We start from the raw sequence: 14,917 nt of genomic DNA on the forward strand, positions 1-14,917 counted from the left end.
CGGCCGATCGCGCTGCCGTGCGTGCAGCGGCTGCCGAAGCCGTGCGCACCGGCCAGATCCCTTCGGGCGAGATCAGCTCGATGTAATCGAGCCGGCTTGCCGGAAACCAAAACGGGCTCCATCAGGAGCCCGTTTTTCGTTGGGGCTTCGGCGGCCCGCAAGGCGCCTCAGTTTCGCATCAGCGCCTCGATCTCGTCCGCATCCACCGGCACGCCGCGCGTGATCAGCTCGCAGCCGGTGGCGGTGACGATGGCGTCGTCCTCGATGCGGATGCCGATGCCGTGGAACTGCTCGGGCACGCCCTCGGCGGCGCGCACGTACAGGCCTGGCTCGATGGTCAGCACCATGCCGGGCTGCAGCACGCGGCTCGGGCGGTTGAGGACGGTCTCGCCCGAGAGCGGGTCCTTGCGCTCGGTGGTCTTGTCGGCCTCGCCGGGCTCCACGTAGCTGCCGCAGTCGTGTACGTCCATGCCCAGCCAGTGGCTGGTGCGGTGCATGTAGAAAGGGAAGTAGGCGCGCTTGTCGATCACGTCCTGCGCGGTGCCGACCTTGTTGGCATCCAGCAGGCCCAGGTCCAGCAGGCCCTGCGCGAGCACGGCCACAGTGGCGTCGTGCGGATCGTTGAAGCGCGCGCCGGCGCGCGTGGCGTCCACGGCCGCGACCTGGCTGGCCAGCACCAGGTCGTACAGCGCGCGCTGCGGCCCGGTGAAGCGACCGTTGGCCGGGAAGGTACGGGTGATGTCACTCGCGTAGCCGTCGAGTTCGCAGCCGGCGTCGATCAGCACCAGTTCGCCATCGCGCACCGGGGCGGCATCGGCGCGGTAGTGCAGCACGCAGGCATTGGCACCGGCCGCCACGATGGAGCCGTAGGCCGGGTACTGCGAACCGCCTTCGCGGAAGGCATACAGCAGCTCGGCATCGAGGTGGTACTCGCGCACGTCCTCGCCAGCGCGCAGCATGCGGGCCGAGCGCTGCATGGCGCGGATGTGGGCGCGGGCGCTGATGTCGCTGGCGCGCCGCATGGTGTCCTGCTCGTGCGCGTCCTTGATGAGGCGCATTTCGTCGAGCGGCCCGCACAGGTCCTGCTGCACGGCCGGGCACTGCGCGCCATAGCGCACGCGGGCGCGCACGGCGTTGAGCCAGCCATCCACGCGCGCCGCCAGCCCATTGTGCGTGGCCTGGGGGTACCACACGCTGTGGCGGTTCTCCAGCAGCCGGGGCAGTTGCGCATCGAGCATGGTGCTCGAATAGGCCGCATCCACGCCAAGCACGCCGGGCGCCGCCTCGGGGCCCAGGCGGTAGCCGTCCCAGATCTCGCGCTCCAGGTCCTTGGGGCGGCAGAACAGCGCGCTATTCCCCTCGGCCGTGAGCACGAGGCAGGCGCCGGCTTCGGTGAAGCCGGTCAGGTAATAGAAATAGCTGTCGTGGCGGTACAGGAAGTCCGTGTCGCGGTTGCGCGGGTACTCGGGTGCCGTGGGGATGATGGCAATGCCCCCGGCCCCCAACTGGGCAGCAAGGCGCGCGCGGCGCTGGGCGTAGATGGAGTGCGAGGACGGTGAGTTCATCCGCTATTTTTAACGCGAATCCGCCTCCCCTCGGTGCCGCGGGCCATCGCGCTCGCAAACAATTCCCAAAACCGGCCACCCAAATGGGCCGTTGACAAACGTATTCACATGAATACCATCGCATTCAAACCACTTCGGATGGATGCCATGGTTACCACCTCCAGCACGATGGAGCCCCTCTCCGCCCGCATACCGAGCGATCTCTACCTGTGGCTGGCCCAGTTGCAGGTGGAAGGCGCCACCACCAACAGCGACAAGCTGCGCGTGCTGCTGGGCCAGCTCAAACGCCACCACGACGGCGCGCTGGACTATGTGGCCGCCCACGCCTGGGCGCGCGACATCACGGCCCGGCTGCGTGAATCGCTGGTGCGCACCGAGGGCCAGACCGGTCGCCATTCGGACGTGCTCAATGCCATGCTGGACCACGTCACGACCTGCCTGGCCATCACCGTCAGCAATGCGCCCACCTCGGAGCAGGAGGCCGCAAAGCTCGAAGACCTGCTGGTGCGCCGGGGCTTTGCGCTCAGTGAGATGCTGCTGCGCCAGGCGACCACCACGCAGGCCAGCGCGTACGATCCAGCCGTCGTGCAGCGGCATGCCGCAGCCACCCTGGAGCTGGCCCAAACCATTCAATCCCCTCTCTCGAAAGGAGCCTGAGATGGCAGATTCGCTCAAGACACGCGTAGGCCGCATCATTGCCGGCAGCGTGCATGCGCTGGTGGACCACCTGGAGAACCATGCACCGCTGGCGGTGATGGAGCAGTCGCTGCGCGAAGCCGACACCGTGATCGGCGAGGTGCGCCATGAGCTGGGCCGCACCAGCGCCAACCGCCACCTGGCCCAGCAGCAGCACGCCCACCTCAACGACCAGCACGGCAAGCTCGCGGAGCAGATCGACCAGGCACTGACCGCGGGCCGCGAAGACCTGGCGCGCGCCGCCGTGGCGCGCCAGCTCGATATCGAAGCGCAGATCCCGGTGCTGGAGGCCACGCTGGCCGACCTGGCGCGGCAGGAGAGCGAGCTCACCGGCTATGTGGCGGCTCTGCTGGCCAAGCAGCGCGAGATGGGCGATGCGCTGGATGCCTTTCGCCAGAGCCGCGCCGCAGCAGCGCAGGCCGGTCCCGCACCGTCTGGCGGTGCCAATGGGGTCCAGCAGCGCATGGATGCCGTGACCGGTGCATTCGACCGCCTGTACGCGCGCCAGACCGGGCTGGCCGGCACCGACCGCAGCCACACGCTGGACCAGGCCGCCAAGCTCAAGGAGCTCGACGACCTGGTGCGCGACCACAAGATCGCCGAGCGCATGGCGCGCCTGAAGACGGGGCACGCGTGATCGTCGGCCTCTTCACCGCCCCCGAGACCTGGCCTTTCGGCGTGGCCTTTGCGCTCATCGTCGGCATAGCGCTGATCGAGGGCCTGGGCATGCTGGTCTCGCTCAGTCCGAGCAACTGGCTCGACGACCTGCTGCCCGACATTGATGGCGACACCGGCCTGGACCGGGTGCTGGGCTGGCTGTACATCGGCAAGGTGCCCTCGCTGGTGCTGCTGGTGCTGTTCCTCACGGGCTACGCCATCTTCGGCTACAGCCTGCAGAAGGTGGCCCACGGCCTGCTGGGCGGCTACCTGCCGGTCTGGCTGGCGGGCCTGGTGGCCGTGGCGCCGGGCATGGCCACGGTGCGCAGCCTGGGCGCCCTGATCGCCCACATCATCCCGCGCGACGAGACCTCGGCCGTGAGCGAGATGTCGCTGATCGGGCGGCACGGCATCGTCTCTGCGGGTTCTGCACGCCGGGGACTGGCAGCGCAGGCGCGGGTGCGCGACGCGCACGGCCGCACCCACTACCTGATGGTCGAGCCCGACCTGGATGACGAGGTCTTCGACGAAGGCGCGCAGATCCTCATCGTGCGCAAGATCGGGGCCTTCTACCGCTGCATTGCCAACCCCCACCCGGGGTTGATGTAGCCGCCCATTGCCATCAACATACCGACACCAACCGAGGGAGAGACTGAGAAATGAGCAACCTGATCGAACTGGGCGCGATTGCCGGCATTGCCCTGCTGGCGCTGCTGACCATCGGCATCGTCTTTGCGCGCCTGTACAAGCGCTCCACCAAGGAAACCGCCTTCGTGCGCACGGGCCTGGGAGGCCAGAAGGTCATCATGGATGGCGGCGCCATCCTGCTGCCGGTATTCCATGAGCGCGTGCTGGTGAACATGAACACCCTGAAGCTGGAGGTGGTGCGCCGCGCCAAGGAAAGCCTGATCACCAAGGACCGCATGCGCGTGGACGTGACGGCGGCCTTCTTCGTGCGCGTCAAGCAGACCGAGGAAGCCGTGAGCATCGCTGCCCAGACGCTGGGCGCGCGCACCATGAGCCCCGAAGAGCTCAAGGCCCTGGTGGAAGACAAGTTCGTGGACTCGCTGCGCGCCACGGCCGCGACCATGACCATCCAGGAACTGCAGGACAAGCGCCGCGATTTCGTGCAGGCGGTGCAGAACGCGGTGGCCGAGGACCTGGAGAAGAACGGCCTGGAGCTCGAGTCTGTCTCGCTGACCAGCCTGGACCAGACCGAAAAGCAGTTCTTCAACCCCAACAACGCCTTCGACGCCGAGGGCCTGACGCGCCTGACCGAGCAGACCGAGGCGCGGCGCAAGCAGCGCAACGATGTGGAGCAGGACACCGAGGTGCAGGTGCGCACCAAGGACCTGGAGGCCACGCGCCAGAAGCTCACCATCGAGAAGGACCAGGAGTTCGCCTCGCTGTCGCAAAAGCGCGAGATCGAGACCACGCGCGCCGAACAGGCCGCACTGATCGCCACGCAGCAGGCCGAGCGCAACCGCGAGGCCGAGGCCGCCAAGATCGAGGCCGAGCGCCAGGTGAGCCAGAAGCGCATCGAGGCCGAGCGCGAGATCAAGGCCGCCGAGATCGAGAAGAACCTGGTGATCCAGACGCGTGAGATCGAACTGGAGCGCCATACCGAGACCAAGCGCGCCGAACAGCGCAAGCAGGTGGAGATCGCGCGCCAGGACACGCAGATCGCCATCGCCACCAAGTCGCGCGAGCAATCCGACGCCGACGCCGCCGCCAACCTGGCGCGTGCCGAGGCCGTGAAGGCCGAGGAAGCCGTGAACACCGCGCGCCAGGTGGCCGTGGCCGAGCGCGACAAGAACATCCAGCTGATCGAGGCCTCCAAGGACGCCGAGCAGAACGCCATCTCGATCCGGGTCTCTGCATCTGCCGAGAAGGAAGCCGCGATGGACCGCGCCGAAGCCATCACCATCGAAGCCCGTGCGCGCCAGGCCGCGGCCCTGGCCGAGGCCGAGGGCAAGCGCGCGCTGAACGAGGCGCTCAACACCCTCTCGGCCGCCCAGGTGGACCTGCAGGTGCGCAGCCTGCTGCTGCAGCAGCTGCCACAGATCATTGCCCAGGCCGTGCGCCCCATGGAAAAGATCGATTCGATCCGCATCGTGCAGGTTGGCGGCCTGCCGGGCGGCGCGCCCGGCCAGGGCTCCGGGCAAAGCGGCAACGGTGCGCAGGGCACCTTCCCGGAGCAGGTCCTGAACTCGGCCTTGCAGTACCAGATCGCCAAACCCATCGTGGACGCGGTGATGAAGGACGCTGGCCTCTCCAATGAAGGCATCACCGGCATGGCGCAGAGCCTGGCGGGCATGCTGGGCAGTTCGCCGCAGGCCGCGCAGGCGCCTTCCGGCCGCGCCGCAGAGTGAGCCTCCGGGCCCAGGCGCGATAGCCCGGCCTGGGGCACCGCCGCCAGAGCGCGTGGCTTGTGCGCCACGCGGCTCCCCGCCGCACCGGTCGCCCTGGCCACGGGCGTGGCAGACTCGGGCCCCATGCTTCTCCTGCTCGGCTCCCTGTTGAACTTCATCTTCACGCTGCTGCTCCCCGTGCTGGGGTTGGCACTGACGGGGGCCTTGCTGGTGTATGCCGCCTATGTCCGCTTCGTGGACATTCCGCAGAAGTGGATGCTCACCCGGCGCGCGCTGCAGATCCTGTGCGCCGTGGCCGTGCTGTGCCATGCGCTGATCGCCCTGAAGTGGTACCTGTCCGTCCGCACAGAGCAGGCGCGGCAGGACGGCGCCGTGGTGCGCGCCAGCCGGGAGCGCTTCGTGCTGCCTGCGGATTTCCAGTATGGCGAGCTGCTGATCCCCGCAGGCAGCCTGATCAACCGAAACGACCCCTTCGACAAGGGCGAGCCCGGAAAGCCGCTCGCCCTGCACGGGCTGGAATCCGTGCGCTTTGCACAGCCGGTGGAAATTGCCGGCGCCTGGGTGAGCGCATTGCAGACCACACCGCTGCGCCTGGAGCTGGCGCAGGACCAGACCCTGGGCCCGGTCTACCGTTTCGACACGGCCAGCCAAAGCTGGGCGGTGCACAAAATCGTGCCGGCACTGGCCTGCCGCAAGGGACAGATGGCGTTGTACCAGGTGCCGCCCATTGCCTACGATGTCCAGGCCGAGGTGGGCAAGCCCGCGCCCGATGGGCCCGAGGCGCGCTTTCGCCCCAGCGAGTGGCTGCTGCGCGCATGCGAGAACGGTCCTGCCATTGCCGTGCAGCCAGCCTTCGCGGCCGCCGCCAAATGAGCGCAGGGGGCCTTCAGCGGTTGAGCTCGGCCAGGCGCTCGGGCGTGCCTACATCGGTCCAGCGGCCGCTGTAGAGCGAGGCGCCCACGCGGCCAGCATCCATGGCGCGGCGCAGCAGCGGCGCCAGCGGTGCCTTGATGCCGCCCGGGTTGCCCACAGGGATGTCGCACCAGGGTGTGAAGAACAGCTCGGCATGCAGCAGGGCAATGGTGCTGTAGGTGTAGCGCGGCGCGGGGTCGTCGGCCGGCAGGTTCAGCGCCAGCCCCTCGGCCGACAGGCCGAAATCGCCGCGCGGGTTGTGCGCAGGGTTGGGCACCAGCCACAGATGGGCCAGTTGCCGGCTGGCCTTGAAGGCCTGCACGGCCTGCGCATCGAAAGTGAAGTCGGGCGTGTACACATCCCCCGCAGCGAGCCAGAACACATCCGACTCCACCAGCGGCAGCGCGCGCGCGATGCCCCCCGCCGTTTCCAGCGCGCCGCCGAAGTCGCGGCCCTCGCGGGAATAGGCGATCTCCAGCCGGTGGTTGCCCCGGCGTGAATGGTGCGTGCCGAAGGCGGTGCCGCAGTGTGCTTCGATCTGCTCGCCCAGCCAGTCGGTGTTGATCACCACCTCGCCCACGCCGGCCTCGGCCAGGGCCTGCAGGTGCCACACCAGCAGTGGCTGGCCCTGCACCTGCAACAGCGGCTTGGGCGTGGTGTCGGTCAGCGGGCGCATGCGCTCGCCACGGCCGGCGGCCAGCAGCAGGGCCGGCACCTGGGCGGCCGCGCTCATGCGGCCACCTCCTGCACGGCGCCGCGCTGCAGCGCATGCCGCTGAACATGGGAGGGCTCGAACAGGGCCAGCAGCGCCTCCATGAGCGCGCGCGCCTTGGCCGAATGGTCGGCACCGAAGTTGCAGACATAGACATCCAGCGTCACAGCCCACTGCTCGGGCCAGGTGTGCACGCACAGGTGCGACTCGGCCAGCAAAATGGTGGCGGTGACACCGCCAGGCCCTTGCGCTGTGGCGGGAAATCCGTGGAACAACTGGCCCACGGACTGCAGGCCAGCGGCGTGCACGGCGTCGGTACAGGCGCGGCCCAGGGCGGCGGCATCGAGCAGCCATTCAGGGGCGCAGCGGCAGCCATGGAGGTCGGCGGTGAGGTGCAGTCCTTGCATCAGCCGCACTGTAGTGCATCGGCTGCCGACCCGGGCACAGGAACGTGTTTGCGAGCATGGAAACAGGCACTGGGGCGCTCCCCGGTAAAATACCGGGTTTCCCCTGAACCTCCCCCACCCGGAGCCGCTCTTTCCATGGCCAACACCCTGCACAACCAACCAATGGCAAACGCGATCCGCGCGCTGGCCATGGACGCCGTTCAACAAGCCAACTCCGGCCACCCCGGTGCCCCCATGGGCATGGCCGACATGGCCGTGGCCCTGTGGGGTCGCCACCTCAAGCACAACCCCACGAACCCCCAGTGGTTCGACCGCGACCGCTTCGTGCTGAGCAATGGCCATGGTTCGATGCTGCTGTACGCGCTGCTGCACCTGACGGGCTACAACCTGCCGATCGGTGAGCTCAAGAACTTCCGCCAGCTGCACAGCAAGACCGCCGGCCACCCTGAAGTGGGCATCACCCCCGGCGTGGAAACCACCACCGGCCCGCTGGGCCAGGGCATCACCAACGCCGTCGGCTTCGCCCTGGCCGAGAAGCTGCTCGCCTCCGAATTCAACCGCGAAGGCCATGCCGTCGTGGACCACAACACCTATGTCTTCCTGGGCGATGGCTGCCTGATGGAAGGCATCAGCCATGAAGCCGTGTCGCTGGCCGGCGCCTGGAAGCTCAACAAGCTGATCGCCCTGTACGACGACAACGGCATCAGCATCGACGGCCAGGTCACACCCTGGTTCGCCGACAACACGCCCCTGCGCTTCGTGGCCAACGGCTGGAACGTGATCGGCCCCATCGATGGCCACGACGCAGAGAAGGTGGCCGCCGCCATCGCCGATGCCAAGAAGCAGACCGAGCGCCCCACCCTGATCGTGTGCAAGACGCACATCGGCAAGGGCAGCCCGAACCGCGCCAACACCGCCAAGGCCCACGGCGAGCCCCTGGGCGCCGAGGAAATCGCCCTGACCCGCGAGGCCCTGGGCTGGAGCCACGAGCCCTTCTCCATTCCTGAAGACGTGTACAGCGCCTGGGATGCCAAGGCCAGCGGTCAGTCCGCCGAAGCTGCCTGGAATGAGCGCTTTGCCGCCTACAGCGCCGCCTTCCCCGAACTGGCCGCCGAGTTCACGCGCCGCATGCAGGGCCAGTTGCCCGCCAACTTCGCCCAGGTGGCTGTGGACACCGTGGTCGCCGCCCACACCAAGGGTGAGACCGTGGCCAGCCGCAAGGCCAGCCAGCTGGCGCTGGAAGCCTTCACCGCCGCCCTGCCCGAACTGCTGGGTGGCAGCGCCGACCTGACCGGCTCCAACCTGACCAACACCAAGAGCACGCCCAACCTGCGCTTCGACATGCAGGGCAACGTGGTCAAGACCGAAATGGCCGACGGCCAGAAGATCGGCGGGCGCCACATCAACTACGGCGTGCGCGAATTCGGCATGGCCGCCATCATGAACGGCATTGCGCTGCATGGCGGCTTCATCCCCTACGGCGGCACCTTCCTGACCTTCAGCGACTACAGCCGCAATGCCATCCGCATGGCTGCGCTGATGAAGCAGCGCGTGATCCATGTCTTCACGCACGACTCCATCGGCCTGGGCGAGGACGGCCCCACCCACCAGTCGGTGGAGCACGCCGCCAGCCTGCGCCTGATCCCCAACCTGGATGTGTGGCGCCCCGCCGATACGGCCGAAACCGCCGTGGCCTGGAGTGTGGCCCTGTCCAACAAGGACAAGCCCACCGCACTGCTGCTGTCGCGCCAGAACCTGCCCTACGCGCCCAAGAGCGACCTGGGTGACATCAGCCGCGGCGCCTATGTGCTGAGCGAGCCGGCCGATGTGGGCCTCAAGAAGAAGGCCGTGGCCGTGATCATCGCCACCGGCTCCGAAGTGCAGCTGGCGCTGAAGGCCCAGCGCCTGCTGGCCGATCGCAAGATCGCCGTGCGCGTGGTCTCCATGCCCAGCAACACCACCTTCGACCGCGAAGACGCCAAGTACAAGAAGTCCGTGCTGCCCGCCGGCATCCCCCGCGTGGCGGTGGAAATGGGTGTGACCGATGGCTGGTGGAAGTACGGCTGCGCCGCCGTGGTGGGCCTCGACACCTACGGCGAATCGGCCCCGGCCCCCGTGCTGTTCAAGCACTTTGGTTTCACCGAAGAGAACGTGGCTGCCACCGTGCAGGCCGTGCTTAAGGGCGGCCGCTGACAGGGTGCGACGCAGCAGCAACGTAACATTGTGCAAATATGCAGAGGTTTCGCGTGATTTACAGCACGTTGCGGCCTCTTTGCATGCTTGACGCCGTTACATGTGGCCGGCACGCTAGTCGTTTTCATTGACTTCCCCCTTTTCAAGGAGCTGCCATGATCCCGACCCTGTTCCCCCGCAAGTCCCTGGCCGCCATGGCCGTGCTGTCGCTGGCCTGCCTGTCGGCCCACGCCCAGGTGGAGATCACCGACCCGCCGGCCGGCCACAACTTCGGCAAGGTTCCGCTCAACGCCACATTTGCCACGCAGTACTTCTCGGTGTTCAACCGCAGCAGTGCGCCGCTGCAGCTGGGCGCGGTGATCTCCAGCGGCGCCGCCCTGGCGACCTGCGCCGGCATCGGCTGCCCGGTCGTCGCCCAGGGGGACTTCCTGATCCCGGCAGGCTCGGACGGCTGCTCCAATGCCGTGCTGCAGCCCGGACAGGGCTGCTCGACCCTGGTGGCCTTCACCCCCACCGCCCCGGGGTCGCGCATCTCCCAACTCATCGTCCAGTCGCGCACCGGCGGGGCGCTTGCGACCTACCCGCTGCACGGCACCGGCACATCGACGCCGCTGGACTGCGTGCTCGACTGGGCCGAGAAGAGCTTCCCGCAGTTGCTGACCACGCCCACGGGCACGGCCACCGTCTCGCCATTCCACCTGCGCTGCTACGCCAACGGCACGATGTGCCTGGGGGCCGACACGGCCGTGCCCACTTTCGACCAGCCCAGTGTCTACTTCTACCAGACGCAGCCCACCCCCTCGGTGCAGCGCCTGGGCTACCTCTCGACATTCGCACAGGCGGCGCAATGTCAACCCTGATTCCTTAACGTTTGGAGAACCTTGGAAATGACGATCAAGATTGGCATCAACGGCTTTGGCCGCATCGGCCGCAACGTGCTGCGCTCCGCCATCCAGAATTTCAGCGACATCGAAGTCGTTGCGATCAATGACCTGTTGGAGCCCGAGTACCTGGCGTACATGCTGCAGTACGACTCGGTGCACGGCCGCTTCAAGGGCGAAGTGTCGGTGGACGGCAATACCCTGATCGTCAACGGCAAGAAGATCCGCCTGACGCAAGAGCGCGACCCCGCCAACCTCAAGTGGAACGAGGTTGGCGCGGACGTGGTGATCGAATCCACCGGGCTGTTCCTGGACAAGGTCACGGCCCAGAAGCACCTGGACGCCGGCGCCAGAAAGGTCATCCTGTCGGCCCCTTCCAAGGACGACACCCCCATGTTCGTGTACGGCGTGAACCACACGAGCTACAAGGGCGAGGCCATCGTCTCCAACGCCTCGTGCACCACCAACTGCCTGGCCCCTGTGGCCAAGGTGCTCAACGACAAATGGGGCATCAAGCGCGGCCTGATGACCACCGTGCACGCTGCCACCGCCACGCAAAAGACGGTGGACGGCCCCTCCAACAAGGACTGGCGCGGCGGCCGCGGCATCCTGGAAAACATCATCCCGTCGAGCACCGGCGCTGCCAAGGCCGTGGGCGTGGTGATCCCTGCGCTGAACAAAAAGCTGACCGGCATGTCCTTTCGCGTGCCCACCAGCGACGTCTCCGTGGTTGACCTGACCGTGGAGCTGGAAAACGCCGCCACCTACGAAGAGATCAAGGCCGAGATGAAGGCCCAGTCCGAAGGCGCGCTCAAGGGCGTGCTGGGCTACACCGAAGACAAGGTGGTGGCCACCGACTTCCGCGGTGACACCCGCACCTCGATCTTCGACGCCGACGCCGGCATCGCCCTCGACGGCACCTTCGTGAAGGTCGTGAGCTGGTACGACAACGAATGGGGATACTCGAACAAGTGCCTGGAAATGGTGCGCGTGGTGGCCAAGTAAGCCGCCAGCCCTGGCCAGCAAAAAGGCCGGCTGCCCGCAAGGGTGGCCGGCCTTTTTCATGGGTGCGGCGGTGTCAGGCGCCGCCGTGCAGCAAGCGCTCGAAGAGGTCCTCTGGCCCCATCAGCCCGCCCTTGAGCATGATCTCCAGCCCGTCGAGCGCGGCCTTGTCACTGTGCAGCCGGCACAGCGCCACGCCGGGCGCAAGCGAAGCCCGGTAGGACAGACCCCAGGCTGCGAGCGCCTGCACCGCCAGGCTGGAGGTATCGCCCCCGGCGATGCCGATGCGGCGCAGCGGCACCTGGGCCAGCACCCCGGCCAGCAGCCGGCCACCGGCCTCGGCCACCTGGTGCGGCGACGCTCCTTGGGCCGCGCTACCCGCGCTCACCGCCAGCACGCTGCGCCCGGCACGCAGTTTGGCGGCCAGGCGTGCAGCCAGGACGTGGGCGGCCTCCTCGCGGCCCTGCACCAGGGCCGCCACATCGATGGGCATCGGCTCATAGGAGGTGGCTGCACGGACCTGCCGCGCCGTCACCGGCGAGAGGCTGCCGGCCAGCACAAAGACCGGCCCCTCGACCGCGGCCAGGGGCGCGGCTGGGGCCGCGGCGGCAGATGGCCACTGCGTTGCCAGCGCCTGCACCACGCTGCTGGGCCCCACCGCCAGCAGCCGCGCCTGCTGGGCGCGGCGCCAGACCAGTTGGCCCACGGCCTGCAGGTCCTCGAGCCGGCTGGCATCCATCAGCACGGCGGCCGGCTGCGCCGCCAGCAGGGCGTCGAGCGCCGCCTCCTGCCCGGCGAGCGGCAGGGCATACGTCTCACCATGCTGGGCGACATGGTCAGCCACTCGCAGGAGCACTGGGCGCCCTTCCATGTCAAGTGCCGTGCCGAGACGGTGGACAGCTTCAACCCCGAGGCCCTGGCCCAGGCGCTGCTGCACCACGGCAAGCGCTACGACGGCCTGGTGATGATGGCGCTGGAGCATCCCCAGTTGCGCGAGGCCGTGGCCACGCTGGCCGAGCGCGGCGTGCCCGTGGTCACCGTGATCTCGGACCTGGGCAATTCGCAGCGCGTGGGCTATGTGGGCCTGGACAACCGCGCCGCGGGCCGCACGGCGGGCTACCTGATCGGCCGCTTCATCGGCACGCGAGAGGCCAAGGTGGCACTGGTGGCCGGCAGCCTGCGCTACGCGGCGCACCAGGAGCGCGAAGCGGGTTTCCTGCCCGTGCTCGAAGAACTGTTCCCGCAGCTCACCGTGGTGGGCCTGCGCGAGGGGCTCGACGACTCCGAGAAGAACTAGCGCCAGACGCGCACCCTGCTGGAGCGCCACCCCGACCTGGCCGGCATCTACAACATCGGCGGCGCCTCGGACGGCATCGCCCGCGCGCTGCAGGAAGGCGGCATGCAGCACAAGGTGGTGTTCATCGGCCACGGACTCACGCCGGACACGCGCGCCCAGTTGATCGACGGCAGCATGGACGCCGTGATCACGCAGAACCCCTTGAGCACCATCACCAGCTGCGTGAGGATCTTTGCCAATCTGCGCGATGGGCGGCCCGCACTCCCGGGCGTGGAGACCACGCGCAGCCAGGTCGTCTTCCGCGAAAACCTGCCATGACGTGGAGGCCCTCCGGGCCTGCAAAAGTAAAACGATGTAAGACCCTGCCCACAGGCGAACTGTGGCGGGGACTACGCGGCTTGCGGGGCTGGCCGCGAACAATGCAACTCAACCCGCACCTTCTCGGGACCCAGCCCGGCAGGCCTTCCTGCCTCCGCCATGCCTCCATCGGCACCCAGGTCCCTCATCCTCCACAGGAGCCCCGAACCATGCACCATTCCTCCGCCGCACTTCGCATCGCCATCTCTGTGCTGGCCCTGGCCGCGCTGACCGCCTGCGCCTCCAAGCCGCCGGCACCCACCGAGCAGATGGCCGTGAGCCGCACCACGCTCACCCGTGTGTCCGCAGCCCCCAACGTGACCGCCACCGCCCCCGTCGAACTGCAGCGCGCCCGCGACAAGCTGATGGCGGCCGAAAAGGCCATGGGCGCCGAGGACTACACCGCCGCACGCCGCTTGGCAGCCGAGGCCGAGGTGGATGCCCGCGTTGCCGAGACCCGGGCCGACGCCGAGCGCAATGCCGGCAACCTGGCCCAGGTGCAGGACGGCATCCGCGCGCTGCAGGAAGAGATCAACCGCCGCGCCGTGGCGCCTGCTCGCTGATCCGCGCCCTGCCATCCATTGAATACTGAAGGAATCCCGACCATGCACCCCATTCTTCGCCGCACCTCTGCCTTGGCCACCAGCCTGCTCGCCGCCGGCCTGCTGGCCGCCTGCGCCACCACCGGCCCCTCGCCAGCCCTGGAGCAGGCCCGCGCCAACGTGAGCCGCGTGGGCGCCGACCCCATCGTCGGCCAGTACGCACCCCTGGAACTCAAGGAAGCCAACGACGCCCTGCTGCGCGCCGACCGCCACTGGGCCGACAAGCACGACGAGGCCGAAACCAGACACATGGCCTACCTGGCCTCCCAGCGCGCCGAGATCGCCGCCAATGCGGCCCGTGCCCGCATGCTGGATGCCAACCTGCAGAGCGCCAGCGCCGAAGCTGACCGCATACGCCTGGAAGCCCGCACGCGCGAAGCCGATGAAGCGCGCATGCGCGCGGATGCCCAGGCGCGCAACGCGCAGATCGCGCAGGCCCAGGCCCTGAGCGCCGAGCAGCGTGCCGCCCAGCAGCAGGCGCAGGCCAATGCCGCCCTGGCCCAGGCCAGTGCAGCGCAGGACCGCGTGCGCATGCTCGAAGCGCAGTTGCGCGAGATGGAAGCGCTGCAGACCGAGCGTGGCCTGATCGTGACGTTGGGCGATGTGCTGTTCGCCTTCAACAAGGCCGAGCTGTCGCCCCAGGCGGCACCGCGCCTGGACAAGCTGGCCAACTTTCTCAAGCAGTTTCCCGACCGCAAGCTGCTGATCGAGGGCTACACCGACAGCGTGGGCTCGGACGTGTACAACCAGGAACTGTCGGCACGCCGCGCTGGCGCAGTGCGCGATGCCTTGGTGTCTCGCGGTGTGGACGCCAGCCGCATCACGGCGCGCGGCTACGGCAAGGTCTACCCGGTGGCCGACAACGCGTCACCCGAAGGCCGCGCCATGAACCGCCGCGTGGAGATCGTGATCGCCGACGACAAGGGCAACCTCAAGGGCCGCTGAAAGCCCTGGCCCGGCGGACCACCGCCCGGCCTGCCCAGGACCGCGCCGCTCACGCCGCGCGGTTTTTTTGGGGGCGGCCGTCCCCAACGAAAAGGTGCTCCAGTCTAAGTAAGCGGCCACCCACTTGTAACATTCGCACGCTCATAGGTGCGCCTTGGAATGGTGCAGGGTCCGCTGTTGGTAACAACAATATCCCACAAGGGTAAGCCCCATGCGGGGCGGCACAGGTTTTGCTGTTCAATTTCTGCCACGGGCGGGTCACATGCATCTGTTACATATGGGATGGATGCAACAGACCCGCTTACCAGCGTCTTGAAGG

The 14,917-nt window shown here is 68.1% G+C and carries 14 protein-coding genes and 2 pseudogenes; 12 read left to right on the forward strand and 4 right to left on the reverse strand.

Annotated elements, in window-relative coordinates; translation table 11 throughout:
* Positions 1-86, forward strand: a pseudogene (locus AC07X5_RS00005) (DUF4148 domain-containing protein); the annotation flags it as partial.
* 81 nt (positions 87-167) lie between these two features.
* Here the strand turns inward: AC07X5_RS00005 and AC07X5_RS00010 are convergent.
* On the reverse strand, positions 168-1,565 hold the full coding sequence (locus AC07X5_RS00010; RefSeq protein WP_494768558.1) for an aminopeptidase P N-terminal domain-containing protein: 1,398 nt from the start codon (positions 1,563-1,565) through the stop codon (positions 168-170).
* 147 nt (positions 1,566-1,712) lie between these two features.
* On the opposite strand from AC07X5_RS00010, the gene AC07X5_RS00015 reads away from it, so the two are divergent.
* The 5 genes from AC07X5_RS00015 (at position 1,713) to AC07X5_RS00035 (ending at position 6,163) form a co-directional block, all read left to right on the forward strand.
* Positions 1,713-2,222 carry a hypothetical protein gene (locus tag AC07X5_RS00015; protein WP_494768559.1) on the forward strand — a complete coding sequence of 170 codons (510 nt, stop codon included), beginning with the start codon at positions 1,713-1,715 and terminating at the stop codon, positions 2,220-2,222.
* Position 2,223: 1 nt separating this feature from the next.
* Positions 2,224-2,898 carry a PspA/IM30 family protein gene (locus AC07X5_RS00020; protein ID WP_409960535.1) on the forward strand — a complete coding sequence of 225 codons (675 nt, stop codon included), beginning with the start codon at positions 2,224-2,226 and terminating at the stop codon, positions 2,896-2,898.
* On the forward strand, positions 2,895-3,527 hold the full coding sequence (locus AC07X5_RS00025) for a YqiJ family protein (RefSeq protein WP_494768560.1): 633 nt from the start codon (positions 2,895-2,897) through the stop codon (positions 3,525-3,527). The genes AC07X5_RS00020 and AC07X5_RS00025 overlap by 4 nt, the downstream gene beginning before the upstream one ends.
* A gap of 50 nt (positions 3,528-3,577) precedes the next feature.
* Positions 3,578-5,290, forward strand: coding sequence for a flotillin family protein (locus tag AC07X5_RS00030; protein WP_494768561.1), 1,713 nt, complete (start codon positions 3,578-3,580; stop codon positions 5,288-5,290).
* 123 nt (positions 5,291-5,413) lie between these two features.
* A complete protein-coding gene (locus AC07X5_RS00035; RefSeq protein ID WP_494768562.1) occupies positions 5,414-6,163 on the forward strand; it encodes a hypothetical protein in 750 nt (249 codons plus the stop codon).
* Between the two features lie 13 nt (positions 6,164-6,176).
* Here AC07X5_RS00035 and AC07X5_RS00040 read toward each other — a convergent pair whose 3' ends face one another.
* Together AC07X5_RS00040 and AC07X5_RS00045 are read right to left on the reverse strand one after the other, a co-directional pair.
* Positions 6,177-6,935 (reverse strand): nucleotidyltransferase family protein, encoded by a 759-nt coding sequence (locus AC07X5_RS00040; protein ID WP_494768563.1) that lies wholly within the window; start codon positions 6,933-6,935, stop codon positions 6,177-6,179.
* The gene (locus AC07X5_RS00045; protein WP_409960529.1) at positions 6,932-7,321 is read right to left on the reverse strand and encodes an S-adenosylmethionine decarboxylase family protein; all 390 of its coding nucleotides are present in this window, start codon (positions 7,319-7,321) and stop codon (positions 6,932-6,934) included. The genes AC07X5_RS00040 and AC07X5_RS00045 overlap by 4 nt, the downstream gene beginning before the upstream one ends.
* Positions 7,322-7,456: 135 nt before the next feature.
* Between AC07X5_RS00045 and tkt the strand changes: the two genes are divergently transcribed.
* The 3 genes from tkt to gap all read left to right on the forward strand — a co-directional run bounded on the left by tkt (position 7,457) and on the right by gap (position 11,400).
* Positions 7,457-9,514 carry a transketolase gene (gene tkt / locus AC07X5_RS00050; protein ID WP_494768564.1) on the forward strand — a complete coding sequence of 686 codons (2,058 nt, stop codon included), beginning with the start codon at positions 7,457-7,459 and terminating at the stop codon, positions 9,512-9,514.
* A 155-nt stretch (positions 9,515-9,669) separates the two neighbouring features.
* Positions 9,670-10,374 carry a hypothetical protein gene (locus tag AC07X5_RS00055; RefSeq protein ID WP_409960527.1) on the forward strand — a complete coding sequence of 235 codons (705 nt, stop codon included), beginning with the start codon at positions 9,670-9,672 and terminating at the stop codon, positions 10,372-10,374.
* A 27-nt stretch (positions 10,375-10,401) separates the two neighbouring features.
* Positions 10,402-11,400, forward strand: coding sequence for a type I glyceraldehyde-3-phosphate dehydrogenase (gene gap / locus AC07X5_RS00060; RefSeq protein ID WP_494768565.1), 999 nt, complete (start codon positions 10,402-10,404; stop codon positions 11,398-11,400).
* Between the two features lie 73 nt (positions 11,401-11,473).
* On the opposite strand, the gene AC07X5_RS00065 is transcribed toward gap, so the two are convergent.
* A complete protein-coding gene (locus tag AC07X5_RS00065; protein ID WP_494768566.1) occupies positions 11,474-12,268 on the reverse strand; it encodes a nucleotide-binding domain containing protein in 795 nt (264 codons plus the stop codon).
* On the opposite strand from AC07X5_RS00065, the pseudogene AC07X5_RS00070 reads away from it, so the two are divergent.
* From AC07X5_RS00070 to AC07X5_RS00080, 3 genes and pseudogenes are all read left to right on the forward strand, one after another.
* Positions 12,182-13,012 (forward strand): annotated as a pseudogene (locus AC07X5_RS00070) (substrate-binding domain-containing protein); the annotation flags it as partial. The gene AC07X5_RS00065 and the pseudogene AC07X5_RS00070 sit on opposite strands and share 87 nt — an antisense overlap.
* Before the next feature lie 209 nt (positions 13,013-13,221).
* Positions 13,222-13,614: a DUF4398 domain-containing protein gene (locus AC07X5_RS00075; RefSeq protein ID WP_409960524.1), complete on the forward strand. Its 393-nt coding sequence runs from the start codon at positions 13,222-13,224 to the stop codon at positions 13,612-13,614.
* A gap of 42 nt (positions 13,615-13,656) precedes the next feature.
* Positions 13,657-14,598, forward strand: a complete 942-nt coding sequence (locus AC07X5_RS00080; protein WP_409960523.1) for an OmpA family protein — start codon at positions 13,657-13,659, stop codon at positions 14,596-14,598.
* The last annotated feature ends 319 nt before the right edge of the window (positions 14,599-14,917 follow it).

It is taken from the genome of Acidovorax sp. GW458-11-26-14-TSB4 (genome assembly GCF_059423865.1).